This is a genomic window from Thermocrispum sp. (genome assembly GCF_002919275.1).
Taxonomy (GTDB): domain Bacteria; phylum Actinomycetota; class Actinomycetes; order Mycobacteriales; family Pseudonocardiaceae; genus Thermocrispum; species Thermocrispum agreste.
In genome coordinates, this window is record NZ_PKFA01000025.1 from 26819 (window position 1) to 45245 (window position 18427).

Here is an 18427-nt window from a genome sequence, read left to right on the forward strand (position 1 = left end):
TAAGTCCATGGACGCGCCTCGGGTGGACTTCTCGGCGGTGCCGGACCCGGTGCGGGCCCGGCTGGCCGAAATCGTGGCGCAGGCGCTGAGCGGGCTGGCGGTATCGGAGATTCCGCACCGGTTGCGGCCGGTGGCCCGATTCACCCCGGCCAAGCGGGCGAAGGTGGCCGCTGGGCAGATGATCAGCGCGCTCGCCGAGAGCACGGGTTTCCGCGCGGCCGTGGTCGCCTGGGCGCAGCATCGGCGGCCGGACCTGCTGTGTCCGGCACCGGACGATGTGGTCGGCAAGGCGGCGCTGGCCGTGCTGCTGGGCACCGACGACGCAGGCGAGATGGTGGCGGCAGCGGCCGAGCAGGCCGAGGAAGCCGATCTGCGCGCGGAACGGGACGCGTTGCGCACCCGCGTGCAGCGGTTGGAGACCGAGGTGGGGCGGCTGCGCGCCGAACTGGAACAGCAGCGCCAAGCGACCGAGGCGGCGCGGGCCGAGCGGGAGGACGAGCTGGAGCGGCTGCGGCAACGGCTGCGGGAGCGCGGCATGCAGCTGCGGCAGGCGCGCGACGAGGCTCGGCAGGCGCGGGAGGAGCTGGCCGAAGCCGGCACGACGACGGACAGCAGGATCGCCGAACTGACCGAGCGGCTGGCCAAGGAGCAGCAACGGGCCAAGGCCGAACGCGCCCGCGCCGATCGGGCGGTCGAACAGCTGGAAGCGCTGCGGGCGAGGGCGGAGCATCAGCGGCGCGGCGACCAGGCGCGGCTGAGCCTGCTGCTGGACACCGTCGCCAGCGCGGTCGAGGGGCTGCGCGGCGAGCTGCGGTTGCAGGCGGGCACGCCCGGCGATCGGCCGGCCGACGCGGTGGCCGGCGCGACCAAGGGCGGCACGACCAGCTCCCCGGTGCACGATCCGATGATGCTCGAGCGGCTGCTGAGCGTGCCGAACACGCACGTGATCGTCGACGGGTACAACGTCACCAAGACCGGCTATCCCGACCTTGCCCTGGCCGAACAGCGGGAACGGCTGGTGCGTCAGCTCGGGCCGCTGGCGGCACGGACCGGAGGCGAGATCACCGTCGTCTTCGACGGTGCGGGCGTCGTCGCGGCACCGGTCACCGGGGTGAGGGGCGTGCGGGTGCTGTTCAGCGAGCCGGGGATCTCCGCCGACGAGGTGATCAAGAATCTGGTCGCTGCCGAGCCGTCCGGGCGCCCGCTGCTGGTGGTGACCGCGGACCGGGAGATCATCGCCGCGGTACGAAAGCGGCACGCCCGCCCGGTGGCACCGACCGTGCTGTTGGAGCAGCTTCAGCCGGGGTGAGAGACGCCGTCACGTCGACGCCGGTCGTGCGTTGTCTCAGTAGGCGCCTTACCACCCGTCCGCACGTGACGGTGACGTATCGTCACCACATGGCGACGAGCTGAGGTGGGGATCGAGCGGGATTTCGGAGGTGTGATGCGGGCGAGGACCGCGGTCGCGGTGCTGCTGGCCGGCGCGGTCGTGGTGACGCCGGTCAGCGAGGGGGACGCGCGCGCTCAGGACACCGCCCCGACCGATCCGGGGGACCTGCGCATCGAGGCAGGCGTCGCGCCGGGAACCGGTGCGCCGGACCCCCGTCCCGGGGTGGCGTTCGCCGATCCGAAGGTGGCCGCGCTGCAGCGGACGGCCAGCCAGGTGCAGCGCGAGCTGAGTGTGCTTGCCGAGCGGATCCGCAACGCCAAGGGGAAGGTGGCCGAGGCGACGGCCAAGCTCAGCGCGGCGCGGGCGGAGCGGGAAGCCGCGGAGCTCGCGGTGGAGCGGCAGCAGGCCGAGGTCGACGCACTGTCGGCCAGCGCGTACACGTCCATGGGCAGGCCGAGCAAACTGCGCGCCATGCTGACCGCCACCGACCCGGCCAACTACCTGGAGAAGTCGTGGGTGGTGGAGTACCTGCGCACCGAGCAGGACGAGCGGCTGAACGCCGCGCTGCGCAGGCATCGCAAAGCCGTCGCGGCCGAGCGTGCCGCGCTGGGGCTGGAGCGGCGGGCGAGCGAGCGCGAAGCGGAGCTGGTGCAGCGCAACCGCGACGCGACCAACCGGGCGGACGCCATCAGCTCGGAGCTGCGCACCCCGATCGAGGCGGCCAGTGCCGCGGTCACCGCACAGCAGCTGGCGCAGAAGAAGCGCAACGCTCGCACGGCGAAGGCCTGGCGCAGGTATCTCGACCGGCTCGACGAAGCAGGGATCACCCCGCCGCGGGCGTCGTCGCTGCTCGACCCGGCGAACCTACCGGGCGGGCTGCGGCCGCTGAAAGGCGCCAACGGCAAGCCGCAACCGGGCGTCGCGCAGGTGACGGTGAACGGCAAGCGGCTGCTGGTGCTGCCGAAGGAGACCATCGAGGCGGTCAGCGCCGCCATCGACGCGCTCGGCAAGCCGTACGTCCCGCGCGATCACGGCGAGGGCCCGATCGCGTACTCGTGCGACGGGCTGGTGCGGAAGGTCTTCTCCGACGCCGGGCTGGAGCAGCCGGCCGGCGCACGGAAGCAGTACATGGTCGGCAAGCCGGTCTCGGTGCGTGACATCCGGCCCGGTGACCTGGTGTTCGTCGGCCCGGCCAAGTACGGGGTGCAGCACGTCGGGATCGCATTGGACGAGCGCACGATGGTGGCCGCCGACGGCAGGCTTGCCTCGGTGGCGGTGACCGACATCCCCGGCAAGGGGACGCTGCTGGGGGTCACCCGGCCGTCACTGGGCGAGGGGTCGCCGCGGAAGGCCCCGCTGCGCGACAAGAAGGAGCTGACCTGGCGGTGCGGCGGCGTGGAGCTTCCGCTGTCGGTCGCGGGCAGCCTGAACGGCGACGGCACCGCCCAGGGGGCGACCGGGGCCTGGGGTGGCTACCCGAACGGGCTGATTCCGCCGTCGGCGCTGTGCAGTGTGGGGATCGGCAATCACGCGCTGCGCTGCGACGCCGCCCAGGCGTTCGTGGCCATGTCCCGCGAACACGCCAGGCAGACCGGCCGCCCGCTGTGCATCACGGACTCCTACCGGACGTTCCAGCAGCAGGTCGACCTGTATCGGCGTAAGCCGTCGCTGGCTGCCGTGCCGGGAACGTCGAACCACGGCTGGGGACTGGCGATCGACATGTGTGGCGGGGTGGAGTCGTTCGACACGCCCGCTTACCGGTGGATGGCCAAGTACGGACCGGCGTTCGGCTGGATCAACCCGGAGTGGGCGCGCCCTGGCCGTGGGCGAGAAGAGCCCTGGCACTGGGAGTACGTCGGGCGGGGTTGACGAGCGCCGCAGCGCCGTGGGCGGGCATGCCGGCGGTGATCACGCCGCTCGCGTGGTCTGCGAGCGGCGGATGGCGTCCCCAGCGGGGGCTGAGGCCACGGCATCGGGGCATCGAGACACTGCCGGGGTGACCGTGACCCGGTAGGCGTCGTAGGCGCCCAACGCCGTCCTCGCCCGTGCGCTCTTCAGACAGCGCGGCGTGTCAGGCAGCGCGACGTGGCCTCCCAGCGCGTGCCGTGCTCGCGGCCCCGACGGTCTCATGCCTCGGCTGGCGCCCGTTCACAGCCGGCCGACGACGAGGTGCGGTAGCTCAACCCGCGCGACGCTCGCTTGCCTTCGACGCGCGGTCCGTGCGCGGCACGAGGCGCAATCGCGGCACCATACCCGCGTCCGCAAGGGCGGTCACCGCGCGACGCTCGTCGGCGTCCCACTCCACGCGTCCCGGCGGCCCCAGCAACACGCTGACCACGCAGTCAGCGCATGCCGTGGGGCGCACCGCGCAACTGTCACAGTCGATGATCAACGTGCCGTCGTCCGCTCGTTCGCTCATGGTCGCCTCCTTCATGGCGAGGTGCTCGGTGCGCGATCGGGGCGGCCTGTGCCGTGCGATGCGCCTGGCAACCCCGTCACGGCGCACGATAGGCAGCCCCACCGACAACCTGCGCCGATGCGCATCGGCGATGTCCCCTGGACGGGTGGCCTGTGACGATCCGCGGGCGGCGTCGGATAGCCCGATCGGGCACTTGCGCGGACCGGTGCGGGACGAATGCGGTGAGCGGTCGGCCCGGCGCGCCAGGTGTCACCGAGAGTGCGATCTTGTCGATGAGCGGTAGATCTGATCGGTGAACGGTCGTCGTCGCTGGTCCGAGTGGGCCGTGGTGATCGTCACGTGGCGCGATTTCCCGCTGCTCCACTCGTGTTTCGCCGCTCATCCGACGACCGGCCCTGGACGCAAGCGCGCTCGTTTCGTAACCTGTCCGAGATCTCGCGGGAGGCCGTTGCCGTACCCCGGAGGCGACGCCGCGGGATTGTCGCCGGGACGGCTCGTCGGGGAGTCGTCCTCGGAGGGTCGAGGCGAAGCCGGACCGGCCATGCGGCCGACCACAAGGACTGTCGGGCTTCGCCGTGCCACGGGGAGGGCCCCCGACCTCACCCGCCGGCATCGGCTCTCGACAGCGGCGACCGAGCGCAAAGGAGAATCGCGCGACGTGAAGTCGCTTCAGTTGTTGAAGCGAGGAGTGTCCGGTGTTGTCGCAGCCGTCGCTGTCGCGGCGATGGTCAGCATTCCGTCCCCCGCTCTCGCTGACCCCGACCCGACGCCGGACACGGCCTCTGAAGCGCTGAAGGCCTACGAGGCACTCAAGCGCAAGGCGGAGAAACTCAACGAGGCGCATCTTCGGGCGCAGGACGACCTCGAAGCCAACCGGAAGAAGATGCGCCAGGCCAAACGAGCCCTGGCCGCCGCGCAGAAGGCCGAGCAGCGTGCGCGCGCCGACGTGGCCGCCTATCGCAAGGTGGTCGACAAGTTCACCAGCGCCGCCTACCGCGGCAGCAGGCTGACCAGCGTGGCGGCCGCGCTGACCGGCGACTCGGTGCGCGACTACCTGGACCGTGCGGCCACCATCGACCTGCTCGCCGCCGAGAAGGCCGCGGCGCTGAAGAAGCTGAACCGTGCCGTGGAGAAGGCCGAGCAGGCCCAGCGGGAGGCGCTGGCTTCGCAGCAGGCCGCGCGAAAGGCCGAGCAGGAGGCCAAGCGCAACCTGCGGGACATCGAGGTCCGCGGCGAGGAGCTGCAGAAGCAGATCGACAAGGCCCGCGAGGCCTACGAGCGGCTGAGCGGCGCCGACCGGGCCGCGCTGGAGGCCAGTTACGGCGACAGCGCGACGCCGCCGAGCACCATCAAGGCTCCCAGCGAACGCGCCCAGATCGCGGTGGACGCGGCCATGTCCAAGCGCGGCAGCCCGTACGTGTACGGGGCGGAAGGGCCGGATGCCTTCGACTGCTCGGGCCTGACGTCGTGGGCCTACCAGCAGGCAGGCATCTCCATCCCGCGGTCCAGCTCGGCGCAGTCGCAGTCGGGCACGGCGGTGCCGCGGGACCAGCTGGCGCCGGGCGACCTGGTGTTCTTCTACTCGCCGGTGTCGCACGTGGGCATGTACATCGGCGACGGGCTGATGGTCCACGCCCCGCAGCAAGGCGACGTGGTCAAGGTGGCGCCGGTGATGTGGAACAACTTCGTCGGCGCTCGCCGGTACGCCTGACAGCACGGAGCCGGCCGGGCGACGGCCGGAGGAGCCAGCAGAGTCACCTTCGCAGTCCCCCGGGCGAAGGTGGCTCTGTTTTCTTTCCGGGCTTGTTCCGGGCCTGTTCCGAGGGCGGAAAAGGCGATTCTCTTCTGGGCCTTCGAGGACGGCCGGCGGCACTGTCCTGGGCCGCCGGGGGTCAACCGAGCGGGACGCCACCGCTGCCCGTAGGCACGCACGGAGATGCAGGGCCGCGAGTATCGGGCCGCCTACCGGGTGGTTCGCAGGCACGCGCGGAGGACACACAGGGTGTGGGCTGTCGGCTGGTTGGCTGCGGAAGCGCGCGGGAGAGGCGGTGCGGGCGTCGTTGGCACAGCAAGCACACGCTGAAGACGCAGGGTGTGAGGATGGCCGCCAACCGGTCGCCTGCCGGACGGAAGAGGCCTTTCGCCGCTGTCTGCGGCTCCCGGTCCGGCGTGGCCTTCATTCGGCGGCTCGATGATCCTGCTGCCTTCCCCCGGGGGAAGTGGGCCCGGATCCGTCTTCGGTAGCGTTGACCAGGTGCGGCCAACACTGTTGGTGACCAACGACTTCCCGCCGCGCCCCGGCGGCATCCAGAACTACCTGCACTCGCTGGCCACGCGGCTCGACGCCAAGGACCTGGTGGTGCTGTGCTCGAGCTGGGACCGGCCGCAGGGGAGCGACGCGCGGTTCGACGCCGAGCAGCCGTTCGAGGTGGTGCGACACCCCACCACGGTCCTGCTGCCCACGCCGGACGTGCTGCGCCGGGCCGCCGAGCTGATCAAGACCCGCGGGCTGAGCGCGGTGTGGTTCGGCGCGGCCGCCCCGCTCGGCCTGCTCGCCCCCGCCCTGCGCCAGGCCGGAGCGGAACGCGTGGTGGCCAGCACCCACGGTCACGAGGTGGGCTGGTCGATGCTGCCGGGGGCCCGCCAGGCGCTGCGGGTCATCGGCATCAACAGCGACGTGGTGACCTACGTCAGCCAGTACACCCGCCGCCGGTTCGCCACCGCGTTCGGCCCCATGACCGGCCTGGAACATCTGCCGTCCGGGGTGGACACCGAGGTGTTCCGGCCCGACCCGGCAGCGCGCGAAGAGCTCCGCAAGCGGTACCGCCTGGGCGATCGGCCGGTCGTAGTGTGCGTGTCGCGCCTGGTGCCCCGCAAGGGGCAGGACATGCTCATCCGGGCGCTTCCCGAGCTGCGACAACGGGTTCCCGGCACCGCGTTGCTGCTGGTCGGTGGCGGCCCCTACCGCCAGTACCTGCAGCGCGAAGCGGTGGCATGCGGCGTAGCCGATCACGTCGTGCTGACCGGTTCGGTGCCGTGGGAGGAACTTCCCGCTCACTACGCGGTCGGTGACGTGTTCGCCATGCCCGCGCGCACCCGCGGCAAGGGACTCGACGTCGAAGGGCTGGGCATCGTCTACCTGGAAGCATCCGCCACGGGACTGCCGGTGATCGCCGGGCGATCCGGCGGCGCCCCCGAGACCGTGCAGGACGAGGTGACCGGGCACGTGGTGGACGGGCGCGACCTGCCTCAGCTCGTCGACACACTGGCGTCGCTGCTGTCCGACCCGATCCGGGCGGCGTCCATGGGTGCCGCCGGGCGGGAGTGGGTGAGCAAGCACTGGCGGTGGGACCGCCTGGCGCGCCGGCTGGCCGGGCTGCTCAGCGGCATACCGGCCCGATATCGCGCGTGACACGCCGCGTCGTAGGGTCGGCCGAGAGGGGGTCGGACGCCTGCGAGGGAGCGATGGATTCGCAGCAGCTGCAGAAGTGGGACGCCGCGCACGTGTGGCACCCGTACGGCCCGATGCCGGGCACGGTCGCGCCGCTGGTGGTGGAATCGGCGCGTGGTGTGCGGTTGCAGCTGGCCGACGGCCGCGAGCTGATCGACGGCATGTCGTCGTGGTGGGCGGCCATCCACGGTTACCGGCACCCCCGGCTCGATGCCGCGGTCGTGGACCAGGTGAGCCGGATGAGCCACGTCATGTTCGGCGGCCTGACCCACGAGCCCGCGGTACGGCTGGCCCGCACGCTGGTCGAGCTCACGCCGGACGGCCTCGAGCACGTGTTCCTGTGCGACTCGGGCTCGGTGTCGGTCGAAGTCGCCATGAAGATGTGCTTGCAGTACTGGCGGTCCGTCGGCCGTCCGGGCAAGCAGCGGATGCTGACGTGGCGGGGCGGATACCACGGCGACACGTTCCACCCGATGAGCGTCTGCGATCCCGAGGGCGGCATGCATGCGCTCTGGCGTGGCGTGCTGCCGGAGCAGGTCTTCGTTCCCGCGCCGCCGGGCGGCTACGACGACCCGGTCGACCAGGACTACGCGCAGCTGCTGGACGAGACGATCGGCAAGCACGCCGGCGAACTGGCCGCGGTGATCGTGGAGCCGGTCGTGCAGGGTGCAGGCGGTATGCGCTTCCACAGTCCCGGCTACCTGAAGGTGCTGCGCGAGGCGTGCGACGCCCACGACGTGCTGCTGATCTTCGACGAGATCGCCACCGGGTTCGGCCGCACCGGGGAGTGGTTCGCGGCCGATCACGCCGGCGTCACCCCGGACGTGATGTGCCTGGGCAAGGCCATGACCGGCGGATACCTGACGATGGCCGCGGCGTTGTGCACGCCTCGCGTCGCCGATGGCATCTCCCGCGGTGAGTTGCCGGTTCTGGCGCACGGGCCGACGTTCATGGGCAATCCGCTGGCCGCGGCGGTGTCGAACGCGTCGATCGCCCTGTTGCGCAGCGGGGAATGGCGCGACGCGGTCAAGCGGATCGAGCAGCAGCTGCGCATGCACCTCGCCCCCGCCGCCGACCTGCCCGCTGTGGTCGACGTCCGGGTGCTGGGCGCCATCGGCGTCATCCAACTCGACCACCAGGTGGACATGCGCCGAGCCACCGAGACGACCGTCGAGCACGGCGTCTGGCTTCGGCCGTTCCGCGACCTGGTCTACACGATGCCGCCGTTCATCAGCACCGACGACGACGTCGCCGCGATCGCCAAGGCCATGACCGCGGTGGCCGCCGTCGCATGAAACAGCCAGCAGTAAGCTCGCACGCCGTGAGCCTGCTGGTCATCACCGGGACGGACACCGGGGTCGGCAAGACCGTCGCGACCGCAGCGATCGCGGCGGTGGCTGCCGGCTCGGGGCGGCGGGTCGCCGTGCTGAAGCCCGCGCAGACCGGCGTGGCGCCCGGCGAGCCGGGCGACGTCGACGTGGTCCGGCAGCTGGCCGGTGCGGTGACCACCAGGGAAGTGCGCCGCTATCCCGACCCGCTTGCCCCGGACACCGCCGCCCGGCGCAGCGGGCTGCCGCCGGTGACACCGGCCGAAGCCGCCGCGGCCGCGGCCGAGCTGGCCGAGCAGCACGACCTCGTGCTCGTCGAGGGTGCGGGCGGCCTGCTTGTCCGGATGGACGAGCACGGCGGCACGCTGGCGGACGTGGCGTGGGCGCTGGCGGCGCCGCTGATCGTGGTCGCGCGCGCCGGGCTCGGCACGCTGAACGCCACCGCGCTCACCGCCGAGGTGGCCACCCGCCGCGGGCTGACCGTGGCGGGCGTCGTCGTGGGCAGCTGGCCCGAGCAGCCGGGCTTGGCCGAACGCTGCAACCTCCACGATCTGCCGGACGCGGCCGGGGCGCCGCTGCTCGGCGTGCTCCCGGCTGGCATGGGCGGCCTGACCGGCGCGGAGTTCGCCGACGCCGCCGTGGCCGGGTTGTCCCCGTGGTTCGGCGGCACGTTCGACCCCGAGCGGTTCGCCGAGCAGGTGCTCGGGGCGTGATGGCGGTCTCGCCAGGGTCTCGGCGGCGGGAAGAACGGTTAGGGTAAATCAGCCCCAGGTGCACCCGCTGACTCGAGGAGATGGTGTGACCGCTGCTGCCAGGACCGATGTGTTGGCCGTTGCCCGTGAGCAGGTGCTCGAGCGTGGGGAAGGCCTCGCCGAGGACCAGCTGGTGGAGGTGCTCCGGCTGCCCGACGAGCGGCTGACCGAGCTGCTCGACCTGGCCCACCAGGTGCGGATGCGCTGGTGCGGCCCGGCGGTCGAGGTGGAGGGCATCGTGTCGGTCAAGACCGGCGGCTGCCCGGAGGACTGCCACTTCTGCTCCCAGTCCGGCCGGTTCCCGTCGCCGGTGCGATCCGCCTGGTTGGACATTCCCGGGCTGGTCCGCGCGGCGCGCGAGACGGCCGCGACCGGGGCGACGGAGTTCTGCATCGTGGCCGCGGTGCGCGGCCCGGACAAGCGGCTGATGTCGCAGGTGCGCGACGGCATCAAGGCGATCCGCGAGGACGGCAACGACATCAACATCGCCTGCTCGCTCGGCATCCTCACCCAGGAGCAGGTCGACGAGCTGGTCGAGATGGGGGTGCACCGCTACAACCACAACCTGGAGACGGCGCGCAGCCACTTCCCGAACGTGGTTACCACGCACACCTGGGAAGAGCGCTGGGAGACGCTGCGGATGGTGCGTGAGGCGGGCATGGAGGTGTGCTGCGGCGGGATCATCGGCATGGGGGAGACCGTCGAGCAGCGCGCCGAGTTCGCCGCCCAGCTGGCCGAGCTGGGGCCGGACGAGTGCCCGATGAACTTCCTCATCCCGCAACCGGGCACACCGTTCGAACACTACGAGGTGGTGGACGGCAAGGACGCGCTGCGCACCGTGGCGGCCTTCCGGCTGGCCTTGCCCAAGGCGATGATCCGGTTCTCCGGCGGCCGCGAGCTGACCTTCGGCGACCTGGGCACCAAGCAGGGCATGTTGGGCGGGGTGAACGCCATCATCGTCGGCAACTACCTGACCAGCCTGGGCAGGCCGGCGTCGGAGGACCTGCGGATGCTCGACGAGTTGAAGATGCCGATCAAGGCCCTGTCCGACACGCTGTGAGCAGGTACTGCGTTCAATGCGGCAAACCCGCGGCCGAGCCGGTGCACCGGGAGTGCGACGGCCCGCAGGCCGCGCTGCGGCCGCCGCGGTTCTGCCCCGAGTGCGCCCGCCGGATGATCGTGCAGGTGACCCCGATGGGCTGGACCGCGACGTGCAGCAGGCACGGTGAGGTGTCCTCCGGCTCGGCGTGACGGATCCGGGACGGATACCCTGCGTGCCATGCATCAGCTGCCGCGCGAGCGAGCCCGGGTGGTGGTCAAGGCGGATCTGCTGCCCGCCGTGTCGGTGCTGTCCACGTTCGGCCTCCTCGGCATCCCGCTGGGGTGGCTGTGGGCGCAGGTGGCACCGCCGCAGCGGGCCCAGGTTCATCCGGACGGCAAGCCGTATCCGATCGACATCGAGGCTTGGCACGTCTTCGACGCCGTGGTGATCTTCGCTTTGCTGGCCGGGGCGTGCGGAGTGGTCATCGGCGCGGGGACCTGGATGCTGCGGGAACGGCGGGGGCCGGTGGCGATGGCGGCCGCCGTGCTCGGCGCGCAGGTCGCAGGCTGGCTCGGCACGCTGATGGGCGGCGTGTTCCTCGGTGACCGGTACACGCTCACCGAGCCGCCCGAGGTCGGCCAGATCGTCGACATCGCCCCGCAGATCACCACGGACTGGGTGCTGATCTGCGCTCCGTTCACCGCCGCGCTGACCTACGGGTTCCTGGCGGCGTGGAACGGCCGCGACGACCTCGGGCGCCGGCTGGGCTGAGCCGAACCGGCCCGCCGGGTCGTGGTCGGCTCGTGGTCGTGGTGGCGAGTGGGCCTGCCGGGTCGTGGTCGGCTCGTGGTCGTGGTGGCGAACCGGCCCACCGGGCCGCGGTCGACCCGTAGTCTTGGCGGCAGGTGAGCCGAAAGGGGCGGATGTGACCGAGGACGTCACCGCACGGCAGAAGGCGCGTTTCCCGCGGATCAGCCCACGGGCGTACGAGCATCCGGTCGACCGCGGCGCGCTGGCGACGCTGCGCGCGGTACCGGGGTTCGCGCAGGTGCTCAGGGCGCTCGCCGGAGCGTTCTCCGAGCGCGGGCTGCGACTGACCGCTTTGGCTTCGGCGATCCGGGTGGGTCCGGCGCAGTATCCCCAGCTCGACGAGCTGCGCACGGAATGCGCGGCCGCGCTCGACCTGGAGCAGGCTCCCGAGCTGTACGTGACCCGGGATCCGGCGGCTGCCGCTTACACCGTCGGAATGGACAAGCCGTTCATCGTGATCACCACCGGCATGGTGGAGCTGCTGGACGCCGACGGGCTGCGGTTCGTCGTCGGCCACGAGATGGGGCACGTGCTGTCCGGTCATGCGGTGTACCGGACGATGCTGATGTACGTGCTGAACGCGCAGCGGAGCCTGTCGTGGAATCCGCTCTCCGCGCTCGGCCTGCGCGCGATCGGCGCCGCGCTGAACGAGTGGTATCGCAAGTCCGAGCTGTCCTGCGATCGCGCCGGCCTGCTGTGCGGGCAGGATCCGGAGGCGGCGTTGCGGGTGCACGTGCGGTTGGCGGGTGGAACCGGCTCCGCGGAGATCGACACCGCTGCGTTCCTTCGGCAGGCCGAGGAGTACTCCAGCACCGGCGACCTGCGGGACAGCCTGCACAAGCTGCTCACTGTGGAGAACATGTCGCACCCGCTCGCCGTGGTGCGCGCCGCGGAACTGCAGAAATGGGCCGCGTCGCAGGAGTACCGGGACATCCTCGGGGGCAACTACCCGCGCCGGGACGACGACGAGCCGGCGTCCAGCTGGCGGGAGGACGTCAAGGCGGCGGCCAGGGCCTACAAGGAGTCCGTCACCGAATCCACCGACCCCCTCGCGAAGGTGTTCAGTGACGTCGGAGCCGCCATCAGCGGCGCAGCGAGCAAGGTCCGGGACCGGTTCGTCCGCGGCGAGAAGGACGAGGCGGACACCGGTCGATGAGTCCGCTGCCGTGGTGGCGGGTGGCCGGGCTGCCCGAGCGCCCGGCTCCGCCCCCGCTAGGTGCGGCGTTGCCGGGTCCGGGTCGGCGGCTTCAGCACCGCGAACGCGTCCGTGACGTGCACCCCGTTGCAGGTGAATGCATACAACGCGGCGGGACGGCCGCCGGATCGGCCGGGTGGCGCGATCTCCCCGGTCGGCTCCAGCACGCCACGCCGGGAGAGCACCCGCTGCAGGTTCGTGGCGGAAACCGGGTAGCCAAGTGCTGCCGAATAGATGTCGCGCAGCTGTGAGATGGTGAAGCTGGCCGGGGCCAGCGCGCTGCCGATGGTGGTGTAGCTCAACTTCGCGCGCAGCCGGTCCCTGGCCCGCAGGACGATGTCGCGATGATCGAACGCCGTGCGTGGCAGGTTGTCGACCGAATGCCACGCCGTGTCTTCCGGGACGTCAGGGTCGACGTCGGTGGGGACGACGCCGAGGAACGCGGTGGCGACGACGCGCGGACCGGGCACCCGGTCCGGCGCGCTGAACACGGCCAGCTGCTCGACGTGCGACAGCTTGCGGACGTCGACCTTCTCGGCGAGCTGGCGCCGGATCGAGGTCTCCACGTCCTCGTCGATGCGGAGCCTGCCGCCGGGTAGCGACCACCGTCCCAGGTGAGGCTCGAGCGCGCGCCGCCACAGCAACACCTGCACTGTGGCGGAACGCACGCGCAGTACGGCCGCAAGAACCTCGTGAACCATCGGTGCCTTGGTGTTAAGATGACTGCGCACGTTTTCGATCCTAAGTCGAAAACTTCACGGTGCCAACCCGGGGAGGACCGATGACCGAGACGCTGCAGCGTCCGGCTGACGCGCACACGCCGTACGGCGGGGTGGAAGCCGACGAGGCGTGGGCCGAGGAAGTGCGGCGGCTGGCCCGCGAGCGGGACGCGGTGCTGCTGGCGCACAACTACCAGCTGCCGGAGATCCAGGAGATCGCCGACTACACCGGCGACTCGCTCGCGCTGAGCAGGATCGCCGCGGAGGTGGACGCCGCGACCATCGTGTTCTGCGGAGTGCACTTCATGGCCGAGACCGCCAAGATCCTCAGCCCAGACAAGACGGTGCTGATCCCGGACGCGCGTGCGGGCTGCTCGCTGGCCGACTCCATCACCGCCGAGCAGCTGCGGGAGTGGAAGGCGGAGCACCCGGGCGCGGTGGTGGTCTCCTACGTCAACACCACCGCCGAGGTCAAGGCGGAGACCGACATCTGCTGCACCTCGTCCAACGCCGTGGACGTCGTCCGGTCGATCCCCGCTGACCAGGAGGTTCTGTTCCTGCCCGACCAGTTCCTCGGCGCGCACGTCAAGCGCGAGACCGGCCGGGAGAACATGCACGTGTGGGCGGGCGAGTGCCACGTGCACGCCGGCATCAACGGGCCGGAGCTCGCCGAGCGGGCGGCGGAGAACCCCACGGCGGAGCTGTTCATCCACCCGGAGTGCGGCTGCGCCACCTCGGCGCTGTACCTGGCCGGGGAGGGCACGGTGCCACGCGAGCGGGTGCACATCCTGTCCACCGGGGACATGGTCAAGCAGGCGCGGGCGACCAGGAGCAGCACCGTGCTGGTGGCCACCGAGGTCGGCATGCTGCACCAGCTGCGCAAGACCGCGCCGGAGATCGAGTTCAAGGCGGTGAACGACCGGGCGTCCTGCCGCTACATGAAGATGATCACGCCCGCGGCGCTGCTGCGGTCGCTGCGTGACGGGGTGGACGAGGTGCACGTCGACCCGGAGGTGGCCGAGCGGGCGCGTGCGTCGGTGCAGCGGATGATCGCCATCGGCCAGCCCGGCGGTGGCGAGTGACCGGCCCAGTTGGCGCCCGTCAGTCGAAAACCGGGCCGGATTGGGAGGCGGGCGCCCAGCTGGTCGTCGTCGGGTCCGGTGTGGCGGGCCTGACCGCCGCGGTGCGCGCCACCGAGCTCGGCCTGCGGGTGGTGCTGGTGACCAAGACGTCGGTGAGCGAGAGCAACACCCGGTGGGCGCAGGGCGGCGTGGCCGTGGTGCGTCCGGAGGAACGCGACCCGGGTGATTCCGTGGACCGCCACGTGGCGGACACGCTGGCGGCAGGCGCGGGCCTGTGCGACCCGGCCGCCGTCGCCTCGATCATCGCCGACGGCCCGGCCGCGATCAGCCGGTTGCGGCAGCGCGGGGCGAGGTTCGACGTGAGCGCCGGCGGGCAGCTGGCCCGCACTCGCGAGGGCGGGCACAGCGCGTTCCGGGTGATTCACGCGGGCGGTGACGCCACCGGAGCGGAGATCCAGCGTGCGCTCGTCGAGGACGCCGCGGAGCACCGGGTGACGATCCTGGAGCGGCATGTCGCAATCGATGCGCTGCTGGACGACGGCGGCGCCGTCGGCGGCGTGACGGTCCTGGACGACCACGGGCGCGTGGGTGTGCTGCGGGCACCCGCCGTGGTGCTGGCGACGGGCGGGCTCGGCCAGCTCTACCAGGTGACGTCCAACCCGGACATCGCGACCGGGGACGGACTCGCCCTGGCGCTGCGAGCCGGAGCGCAGGCCGCGGACCTGGAGTTCGTGCAGTTCCACCCGACCGTGCTCTACCGTCCGGGTGCGCGGGGACGGTGTCCGTTGGTGACCGAGGCAGTGCGCGGCGAAGGCGCAGTTCTGGTGGACGCCACGGGGGCGCCCGTGATGGCCGGGGTGCACGAGCTCGGCGATCTGGCACCACGGGACGTGGTCTCCGCGGCCATCACCCGCCGGATGGCCGAGGCGCCCGGCGGTGTGGACGATCACGTGTTCCTGGACGCCACCGGCATCGCGGACTTTCCCGGCCGGTTCCCGACCGTGGCCGCGTTCTGCCGTCAGGCGGGGATTGATCCCGCTCGCGAGCCCATCCCGGTCGCCCCGGCGGCACACTTCGCCTGCGGTGGCGTGCTGACGTCGGCCGCCGGACGCACGTCCGTCCGCGGTCTCTACGCCGCCGGCGAGGTCGCCCGCACAGGGCTGCACGGAGCCAACCGGCTGGCGTCGAACTCCCTGCTGGAGGGCTTGGTGATGGGCGCTCGCGCTGCCGAAGCCGCCGCGATCGATCTTGCCGCCGGCCAGTTGAGCGCGCAGCAGGCCGAGTTCCGACGCCCGCGGGCGAACCTGGTGCCCCGTGACCGGCTGCAGCGGGTGATGACCAGGTACGCCGCGATCGGTCGTGACGCCGCCGGGTTGGCCGATGCGGCGCAGATGCTGTCGGAGTCGATGCGGCCTGCCGAGCTGACCACCGTCCGGGACGTCGAGGACGCGGCTTTGACCTTGGTCGCCCGCGCCCTGCTCACGGCGGCAGCGGCGCGTACCGAGACGCGTGGTGCTCACGTGCGAACCGACTTTCCGCATCGCGACGACCAGCGGTGGCGATACTCGCAGGTGGTCGGTCTGGCCGGGGATGGCGATCCGGTGCTGCTCGAGCCCGCGTTGGCGACGGGAGGCGCGGCATGAGCCCGGAACTCGACCGGAACGACGTGGCGCGGGTGGTCCGAACCGCGCTGGACGAGGATCTGCGCTACGGACCCGACGCGACCACCGAGGCCACCGTGCCCGAGGGTGCAGTGGCCACCGCCGAACTCACCCCACGCAGGGACGGCGTCCTGGCCGGTGCCCCGGTGGCCCTGGCCGTCTTCGACGCGGTCCTGAAGGACGGCTACGAGGTCGTCGAGTGCGCCGAGGACGGCTCCCGGTTGACCGCGGGCGTGCCGGCGATCGTGCTCCGGGGACCGGTCCGCGGCCTGCTCACCGCCGAACGGACGGCGCTGAACCTGCTCTGCCACCTGTCCGGGGTGGCGACACTGACCGCGGCCTGGGTCGATGCGGTGGCAGGCACCCGGGCGGCCATCCGGGACAGCCGGAAGACGCTCCCCGGATTGCGGTCGCTGCAGAAGTACGCCGTGCGCTGCGGGGGAGGGGTCAACCATCGCATGGCCCTCGGTGATGCGGTGCTGATCAAGGACAACCACGTGGTGGCTGCCGGGTCGGTGACCGCGGCCCTGGAGGCCGCCCGCAGGCATGCGCCCGATCTGCCGTGCGAGGTGGAGGTCGATTCGCTCGACCAGCTGCGCGAGGCGCTGTCCGCGGGCGCCGACGAGGTGCTGCTCGACAACTTCACCCCGGACCAGTGCCGTCAAGCGGTGCGGCTGCGGGACGAGCTGGCCCCGAAGACCAAGCTGGAGGCGTCCGGCGGGCTGACGCTCGAAGTTGCGCGCGCGTACGCGGAAGCCGGAGTGGACTACCTTGCGGTAGGCGGGTTGACGCACTCCGCCCCGGCCCTGGACGTGGGGATGGACTTGCGGGCCGACTGACGAGCAATCCTCACGGGGTCGGCCGACGGACAGGGGAGGACAGCCGATGAACCGCGAGGAAGAATCCGGTGCCGGCGCGCCCGTTTCGGCGTTCGGTCTCGGGCTGCACCACGTGCAGCTGGCGATTCCGCCCGGCAGCGAGGACGCCTGCCGCGCGTTCTACGTCGACGTGGTCGGCATGACCGAAGTGCCCAAGCCGCCGGAGCTCGCGGCGCGCGGCGGGCTGTGGGTGCGCGCCGACCGGCTGGAGATCCACCTCGGCGTCGAGCAGGACTTCCGGCCGGCCCGCAAGGCCCACCCGGGATCCAGGTGGCCGACCTGGACCGGCTGGCCGAGCGGATGACGGCCGCGGGCGTCGACATCACCTGGGACGACCTGCTTCCCGGGCATCGCCGGTTCTACTGCCTCGACGCGGTGGGCAACCGGCTGGAATTCCTCAGCCCGGCGGGCTGATCGGCCCGCCGGCCACCGGGCACCGTGGGTGCACGGCGCCCGGTGGCCGCGTGAGAAGCTGTCGGCATGAACACCGCGGCATGGGCTGTGCAAGTCATCCTGGCCGTCATGCTCTTCGGTGCCGGCCTGGCCAAGGCCACCCAGAAGAGAGAGCAGCTGCAGGCTCTGTCGCCGAACATGGCCTGGACGGAGGACTTCGGCGACGTGACCATCCGGCTGATCGGCATCGCCGAAGTGCTCGGTGCGCTCGGCCTGATCCTGCCGCTGTGGACCGGAATCGCGCCGGTGCTCACGCCCGTCGCGGCGGTGGGACTGACCGTGATCATGATCGGCGCCGCCGTCACCCACCTCAGGCGCAATGAGTTCAACGCCATGGCCCCGCCGGTCGTGCTCGCCGCCGGTGCAATCTTCGTGGCGTGGGCGCGGTTCAGCGGGGTGGCCTGACCGGCTCCGGAACGCCCCGGGACGCTGGACGGCGCGCCGGCCGTCACAGGCGCCGGTTGGCCAGCACGGCGGTGGCTTGGCGGGACTCCTCGGCGCGCTTGGGGTCGATGTCGGCCACCAGGATCCCCGGCCCCGGGCCCAGCTGGTCGTGCACCCGGCCGAACGGGTCGGCGATCGTGCTGTAGCCGATGCCGGTCGGCACCCCCGGTTTGGTCTCGATGCCGCTGGTGGCCGGGTCCGCCTGCCCGCAGCCCAGCACCCAGCACCCGGAGTCCAGGGCGCGCGCTCGCACCAGCAGCTCCCACTGCTCGCGCTTGCCCTCACCGGCGCCCCACGACGCGGGAACCACCACCGCGGCAGCGCCTGCCTCGCCGTGCGCCTGGAACAGCTCGGGGAACCGGATGTCGTAGCAGGTCGCCAGGCCGATCTTGACCCCTTCCACGTCGACCGAGACCAGCTCGCCGCCCGGGGCGACGGTGCGTGACTCCTGGAAGCCGAACGCGTCGTAGAGGTGGATCTTGTCGTAGCCGATGGACTTCCCGCGCCCGGTGACCAGCAATGTGTTGTACACCCGGCCGTCACCGGCAGGCGTGAACATGCCTGCGATCACCAGCACCCCCGCGGCTTCGGCGATGGCCGAGATCACCGTGGCCCACGGGCCGTCCAGCGGTTCGGCGACGTCCTTCAGCCGGGTGCCGAAACGGGCCATGGTGGCTTCCGGGAACACCACCAGCGACGCGCCCGCGGTGACCGCCTCGGCGACCGAAGCACGGACCTGCTCGGCGTTCTCCACCGGATCGGGCGTGCTGGTGATCTGACACAGGGCTACGCGCATGACTTGC

Annotated in this window: 19 protein-coding genes; 16 read left to right on the top strand and 3 right to left on the bottom strand. The window is 71.8% G+C overall.

Annotated features, from left to right (window positions below; genetic code table 11):
- Positions 1 to 7: 7 nt before the first annotated feature.
- Positions 8 to 1309 carry an NYN domain-containing protein gene (locus CXP56_RS05925; RefSeq protein ID WP_038045075.1) on the top strand — a complete coding sequence of 434 codons (1302 nt, stop codon included), beginning with the start codon at positions 8 to 10 and terminating at the stop codon, positions 1307 to 1309.
- A gap of 135 nt (positions 1310 to 1444) precedes the next feature.
- On the top strand, positions 1445 to 3259 hold the full coding sequence (locus CXP56_RS05930) for a D-alanyl-D-alanine carboxypeptidase family protein (RefSeq protein WP_028848095.1): 1815 nt from the start codon (positions 1445 to 1447) through the stop codon (positions 3257 to 3259).
- A gap of 310 nt (positions 3260 to 3569) precedes the next feature.
- On the opposite strand, the gene CXP56_RS05935 is transcribed toward CXP56_RS05930, so the two are convergent.
- Positions 3570 to 3809, bottom strand: a complete 240-nt coding sequence (locus tag CXP56_RS05935; protein ID WP_425426130.1) for a hypothetical protein — start codon at positions 3807 to 3809, stop codon at positions 3570 to 3572.
- A gap of 658 nt (positions 3810 to 4467) precedes the next feature.
- Between CXP56_RS05935 and CXP56_RS05940 the strand changes: the two genes are divergently transcribed.
- The 8 genes from CXP56_RS05940 to CXP56_RS05975 all read left to right on the top strand — a co-directional run bounded on the left by CXP56_RS05940 (position 4468) and on the right by CXP56_RS05975 (position 12348).
- Positions 4468 to 5520 (top strand): C40 family peptidase, encoded by a 1053-nt coding sequence (locus tag CXP56_RS05940; protein WP_028848096.1) that lies wholly within the window; start codon positions 4468 to 4470, stop codon positions 5518 to 5520.
- A 543-nt stretch (positions 5521 to 6063) separates the two neighbouring features.
- Positions 6064 to 7221 carry a glycosyltransferase family 4 protein gene (locus CXP56_RS05945; RefSeq protein ID WP_028848097.1) on the top strand — a complete coding sequence of 386 codons (1158 nt, stop codon included), beginning with the start codon at positions 6064 to 6066 and terminating at the stop codon, positions 7219 to 7221.
- A 53-nt stretch (positions 7222 to 7274) separates the two neighbouring features.
- On the top strand, positions 7275 to 8555 hold the full coding sequence (locus CXP56_RS05950; protein WP_028848098.1) for an adenosylmethionine--8-amino-7-oxononanoate transaminase: 1281 nt from the start codon (positions 7275 to 7277) through the stop codon (positions 8553 to 8555).
- 26 nt (positions 8556 to 8581) lie between these two features.
- A complete protein-coding gene (gene bioD, locus CXP56_RS05955) occupies positions 8582 to 9301 on the top strand; it encodes a dethiobiotin synthase (RefSeq protein WP_028848099.1) in 720 nt (239 codons plus the stop codon).
- A gap of 85 nt (positions 9302 to 9386) precedes the next feature.
- A complete protein-coding gene (gene bioB / locus CXP56_RS05960; RefSeq protein WP_286900280.1) occupies positions 9387 to 10400 on the top strand; it encodes a biotin synthase BioB in 1014 nt (337 codons plus the stop codon).
- Positions 10397 to 10591: a biotin synthase auxiliary protein BsaP gene (gene bsaP, locus CXP56_RS05965; RefSeq protein ID WP_028848101.1), complete on the top strand. Its 195-nt coding sequence runs from the start codon at positions 10397 to 10399 to the stop codon at positions 10589 to 10591. Before bioB ends, bsaP begins: the two co-directional genes overlap by 4 nt.
- 28 nt (positions 10592 to 10619) lie before the next feature.
- Positions 10620 to 11153: a DUF2567 domain-containing protein gene (locus CXP56_RS05970; protein ID WP_286900283.1), complete on the top strand. Its 534-nt coding sequence runs from the start codon at positions 10620 to 10622 to the stop codon at positions 11151 to 11153.
- A gap of 154 nt (positions 11154 to 11307) precedes the next feature.
- Positions 11308 to 12348 carry a M48 family metallopeptidase gene (locus CXP56_RS05975; protein ID WP_028848103.1) on the top strand — a complete coding sequence of 347 codons (1041 nt, stop codon included), beginning with the start codon at positions 11308 to 11310 and terminating at the stop codon, positions 12346 to 12348.
- 56 nt (positions 12349 to 12404) lie between these two features.
- Here CXP56_RS05975 and CXP56_RS05980 read toward each other — a convergent pair whose 3' ends face one another.
- Entirely contained in the window at positions 12405 to 13088 is a 684-nt protein-coding gene (locus CXP56_RS05980) for an NUDIX hydrolase (RefSeq protein ID WP_286900313.1), read from the bottom strand.
- An 80-nt stretch (positions 13089 to 13168) separates the two neighbouring features.
- On the opposite strand from CXP56_RS05980, the gene nadA reads away from it, so the two are divergent.
- From nadA to CXP56_RS06010, 6 genes are all read left to right on the top strand, one after another.
- Entirely contained in the window at positions 13169 to 14188 is a 1020-nt protein-coding gene (nadA, locus tag CXP56_RS05985; protein WP_051310226.1) for a quinolinate synthase NadA, read from the top strand.
- Complete coding sequence (locus CXP56_RS05990) at positions 14185 to 15831, top strand: L-aspartate oxidase (RefSeq protein WP_286900286.1); 1647 nt, start codon at positions 14185 to 14187, stop codon at positions 15829 to 15831. The genes nadA and CXP56_RS05990 overlap by 4 nt, the downstream gene beginning before the upstream one ends.
- Complete coding sequence (nadC, locus tag CXP56_RS05995; RefSeq protein WP_028848107.1) at positions 15828 to 16688, top strand: carboxylating nicotinate-nucleotide diphosphorylase; 861 nt, start codon at positions 15828 to 15830, stop codon at positions 16686 to 16688. The genes CXP56_RS05990 and nadC overlap by 4 nt, the downstream gene beginning before the upstream one ends.
- 46 nt (positions 16689 to 16734) lie before the next feature.
- Positions 16735 to 17031 (top strand): VOC family protein, encoded by a 297-nt coding sequence (locus tag CXP56_RS06000; protein ID WP_286900288.1) that lies wholly within the window; start codon positions 16735 to 16737, stop codon positions 17029 to 17031.
- Positions 16998 to 17141 carry a VOC family protein gene (locus tag CXP56_RS06005; protein WP_286900289.1) on the top strand — a complete coding sequence of 48 codons (144 nt, stop codon included), beginning with the start codon at positions 16998 to 17000 and terminating at the stop codon, positions 17139 to 17141. The genes CXP56_RS06000 and CXP56_RS06005 overlap by 34 nt, the downstream gene beginning before the upstream one ends.
- Before the next feature lie 66 nt (positions 17142 to 17207).
- Complete coding sequence (locus CXP56_RS06010; RefSeq protein WP_028848108.1) at positions 17208 to 17585, top strand: DoxX family protein; 378 nt, start codon at positions 17208 to 17210, stop codon at positions 17583 to 17585.
- Between the two features lie 43 nt (positions 17586 to 17628).
- Here CXP56_RS06010 and CXP56_RS06015 read toward each other — a convergent pair whose 3' ends face one another.
- The gene (locus CXP56_RS06015) at positions 17629 to 18420 is read right to left on the bottom strand and encodes a carbon-nitrogen hydrolase family protein (protein WP_038045076.1); all 792 of its coding nucleotides are present in this window, start codon (positions 18418 to 18420) and stop codon (positions 17629 to 17631) included.
- Between the last annotated feature and the right edge of the window lie 7 nt (positions 18421 to 18427).

Coding starts and splice junctions, on each gene's coding strand:
- CXP56_RS05925 (WP_038045075.1), top strand. CDS start 8: ATGGACGCGCCTCGGGTGGACTTCTCGGCGGTGCCGGACCCGGTGCGG.
- CXP56_RS05930 (WP_028848095.1), top strand. CDS start 1,445: ATGCGGGCGAGGACCGCGGTCGCGGTGCTGCTGGCCGGCGCGGTCGTG.
- CXP56_RS05935 (WP_425426130.1), bottom strand. CDS start 3,809: ATGAGCGAACGAGCGGACGACGGCACGTTGATCATCGACTGTGACAGT.
- CXP56_RS05950 (WP_028848098.1), top strand. CDS start 7,275: ATGGATTCGCAGCAGCTGCAGAAGTGGGACGCCGCGCACGTGTGGCAC.
- CXP56_RS05970 (WP_286900283.1), top strand. CDS start 10,620: ATGCATCAGCTGCCGCGCGAGCGAGCCCGGGTGGTGGTCAAGGCGGAT.
- CXP56_RS05980 (WP_286900313.1), bottom strand. CDS start 13,088: ATGGTTCACGAGGTTCTTGCGGCCGTACTGCGCGTGCGTTCCGCCACA.
- nadA (WP_051310226.1), top strand. CDS start 13,169: ATGACCGAGACGCTGCAGCGTCCGGCTGACGCGCACACGCCGTACGGC.
- nadC (WP_028848107.1), top strand. CDS start 15,828: ATGAGCCCGGAACTCGACCGGAACGACGTGGCGCGGGTGGTCCGAACC.
- CXP56_RS06000 (WP_286900288.1), top strand. CDS start 16,735: ATGAACCGCGAGGAAGAATCCGGTGCCGGCGCGCCCGTTTCGGCGTTC.
- CXP56_RS06010 (WP_028848108.1), top strand. CDS start 17,208: ATGAACACCGCGGCATGGGCTGTGCAAGTCATCCTGGCCGTCATGCTC.
- CXP56_RS06015 (WP_038045076.1), bottom strand. CDS start 18,420: ATGCGCGTAGCCCTGTGTCAGATCACCAGCACGCCCGATCCGGTGGAG.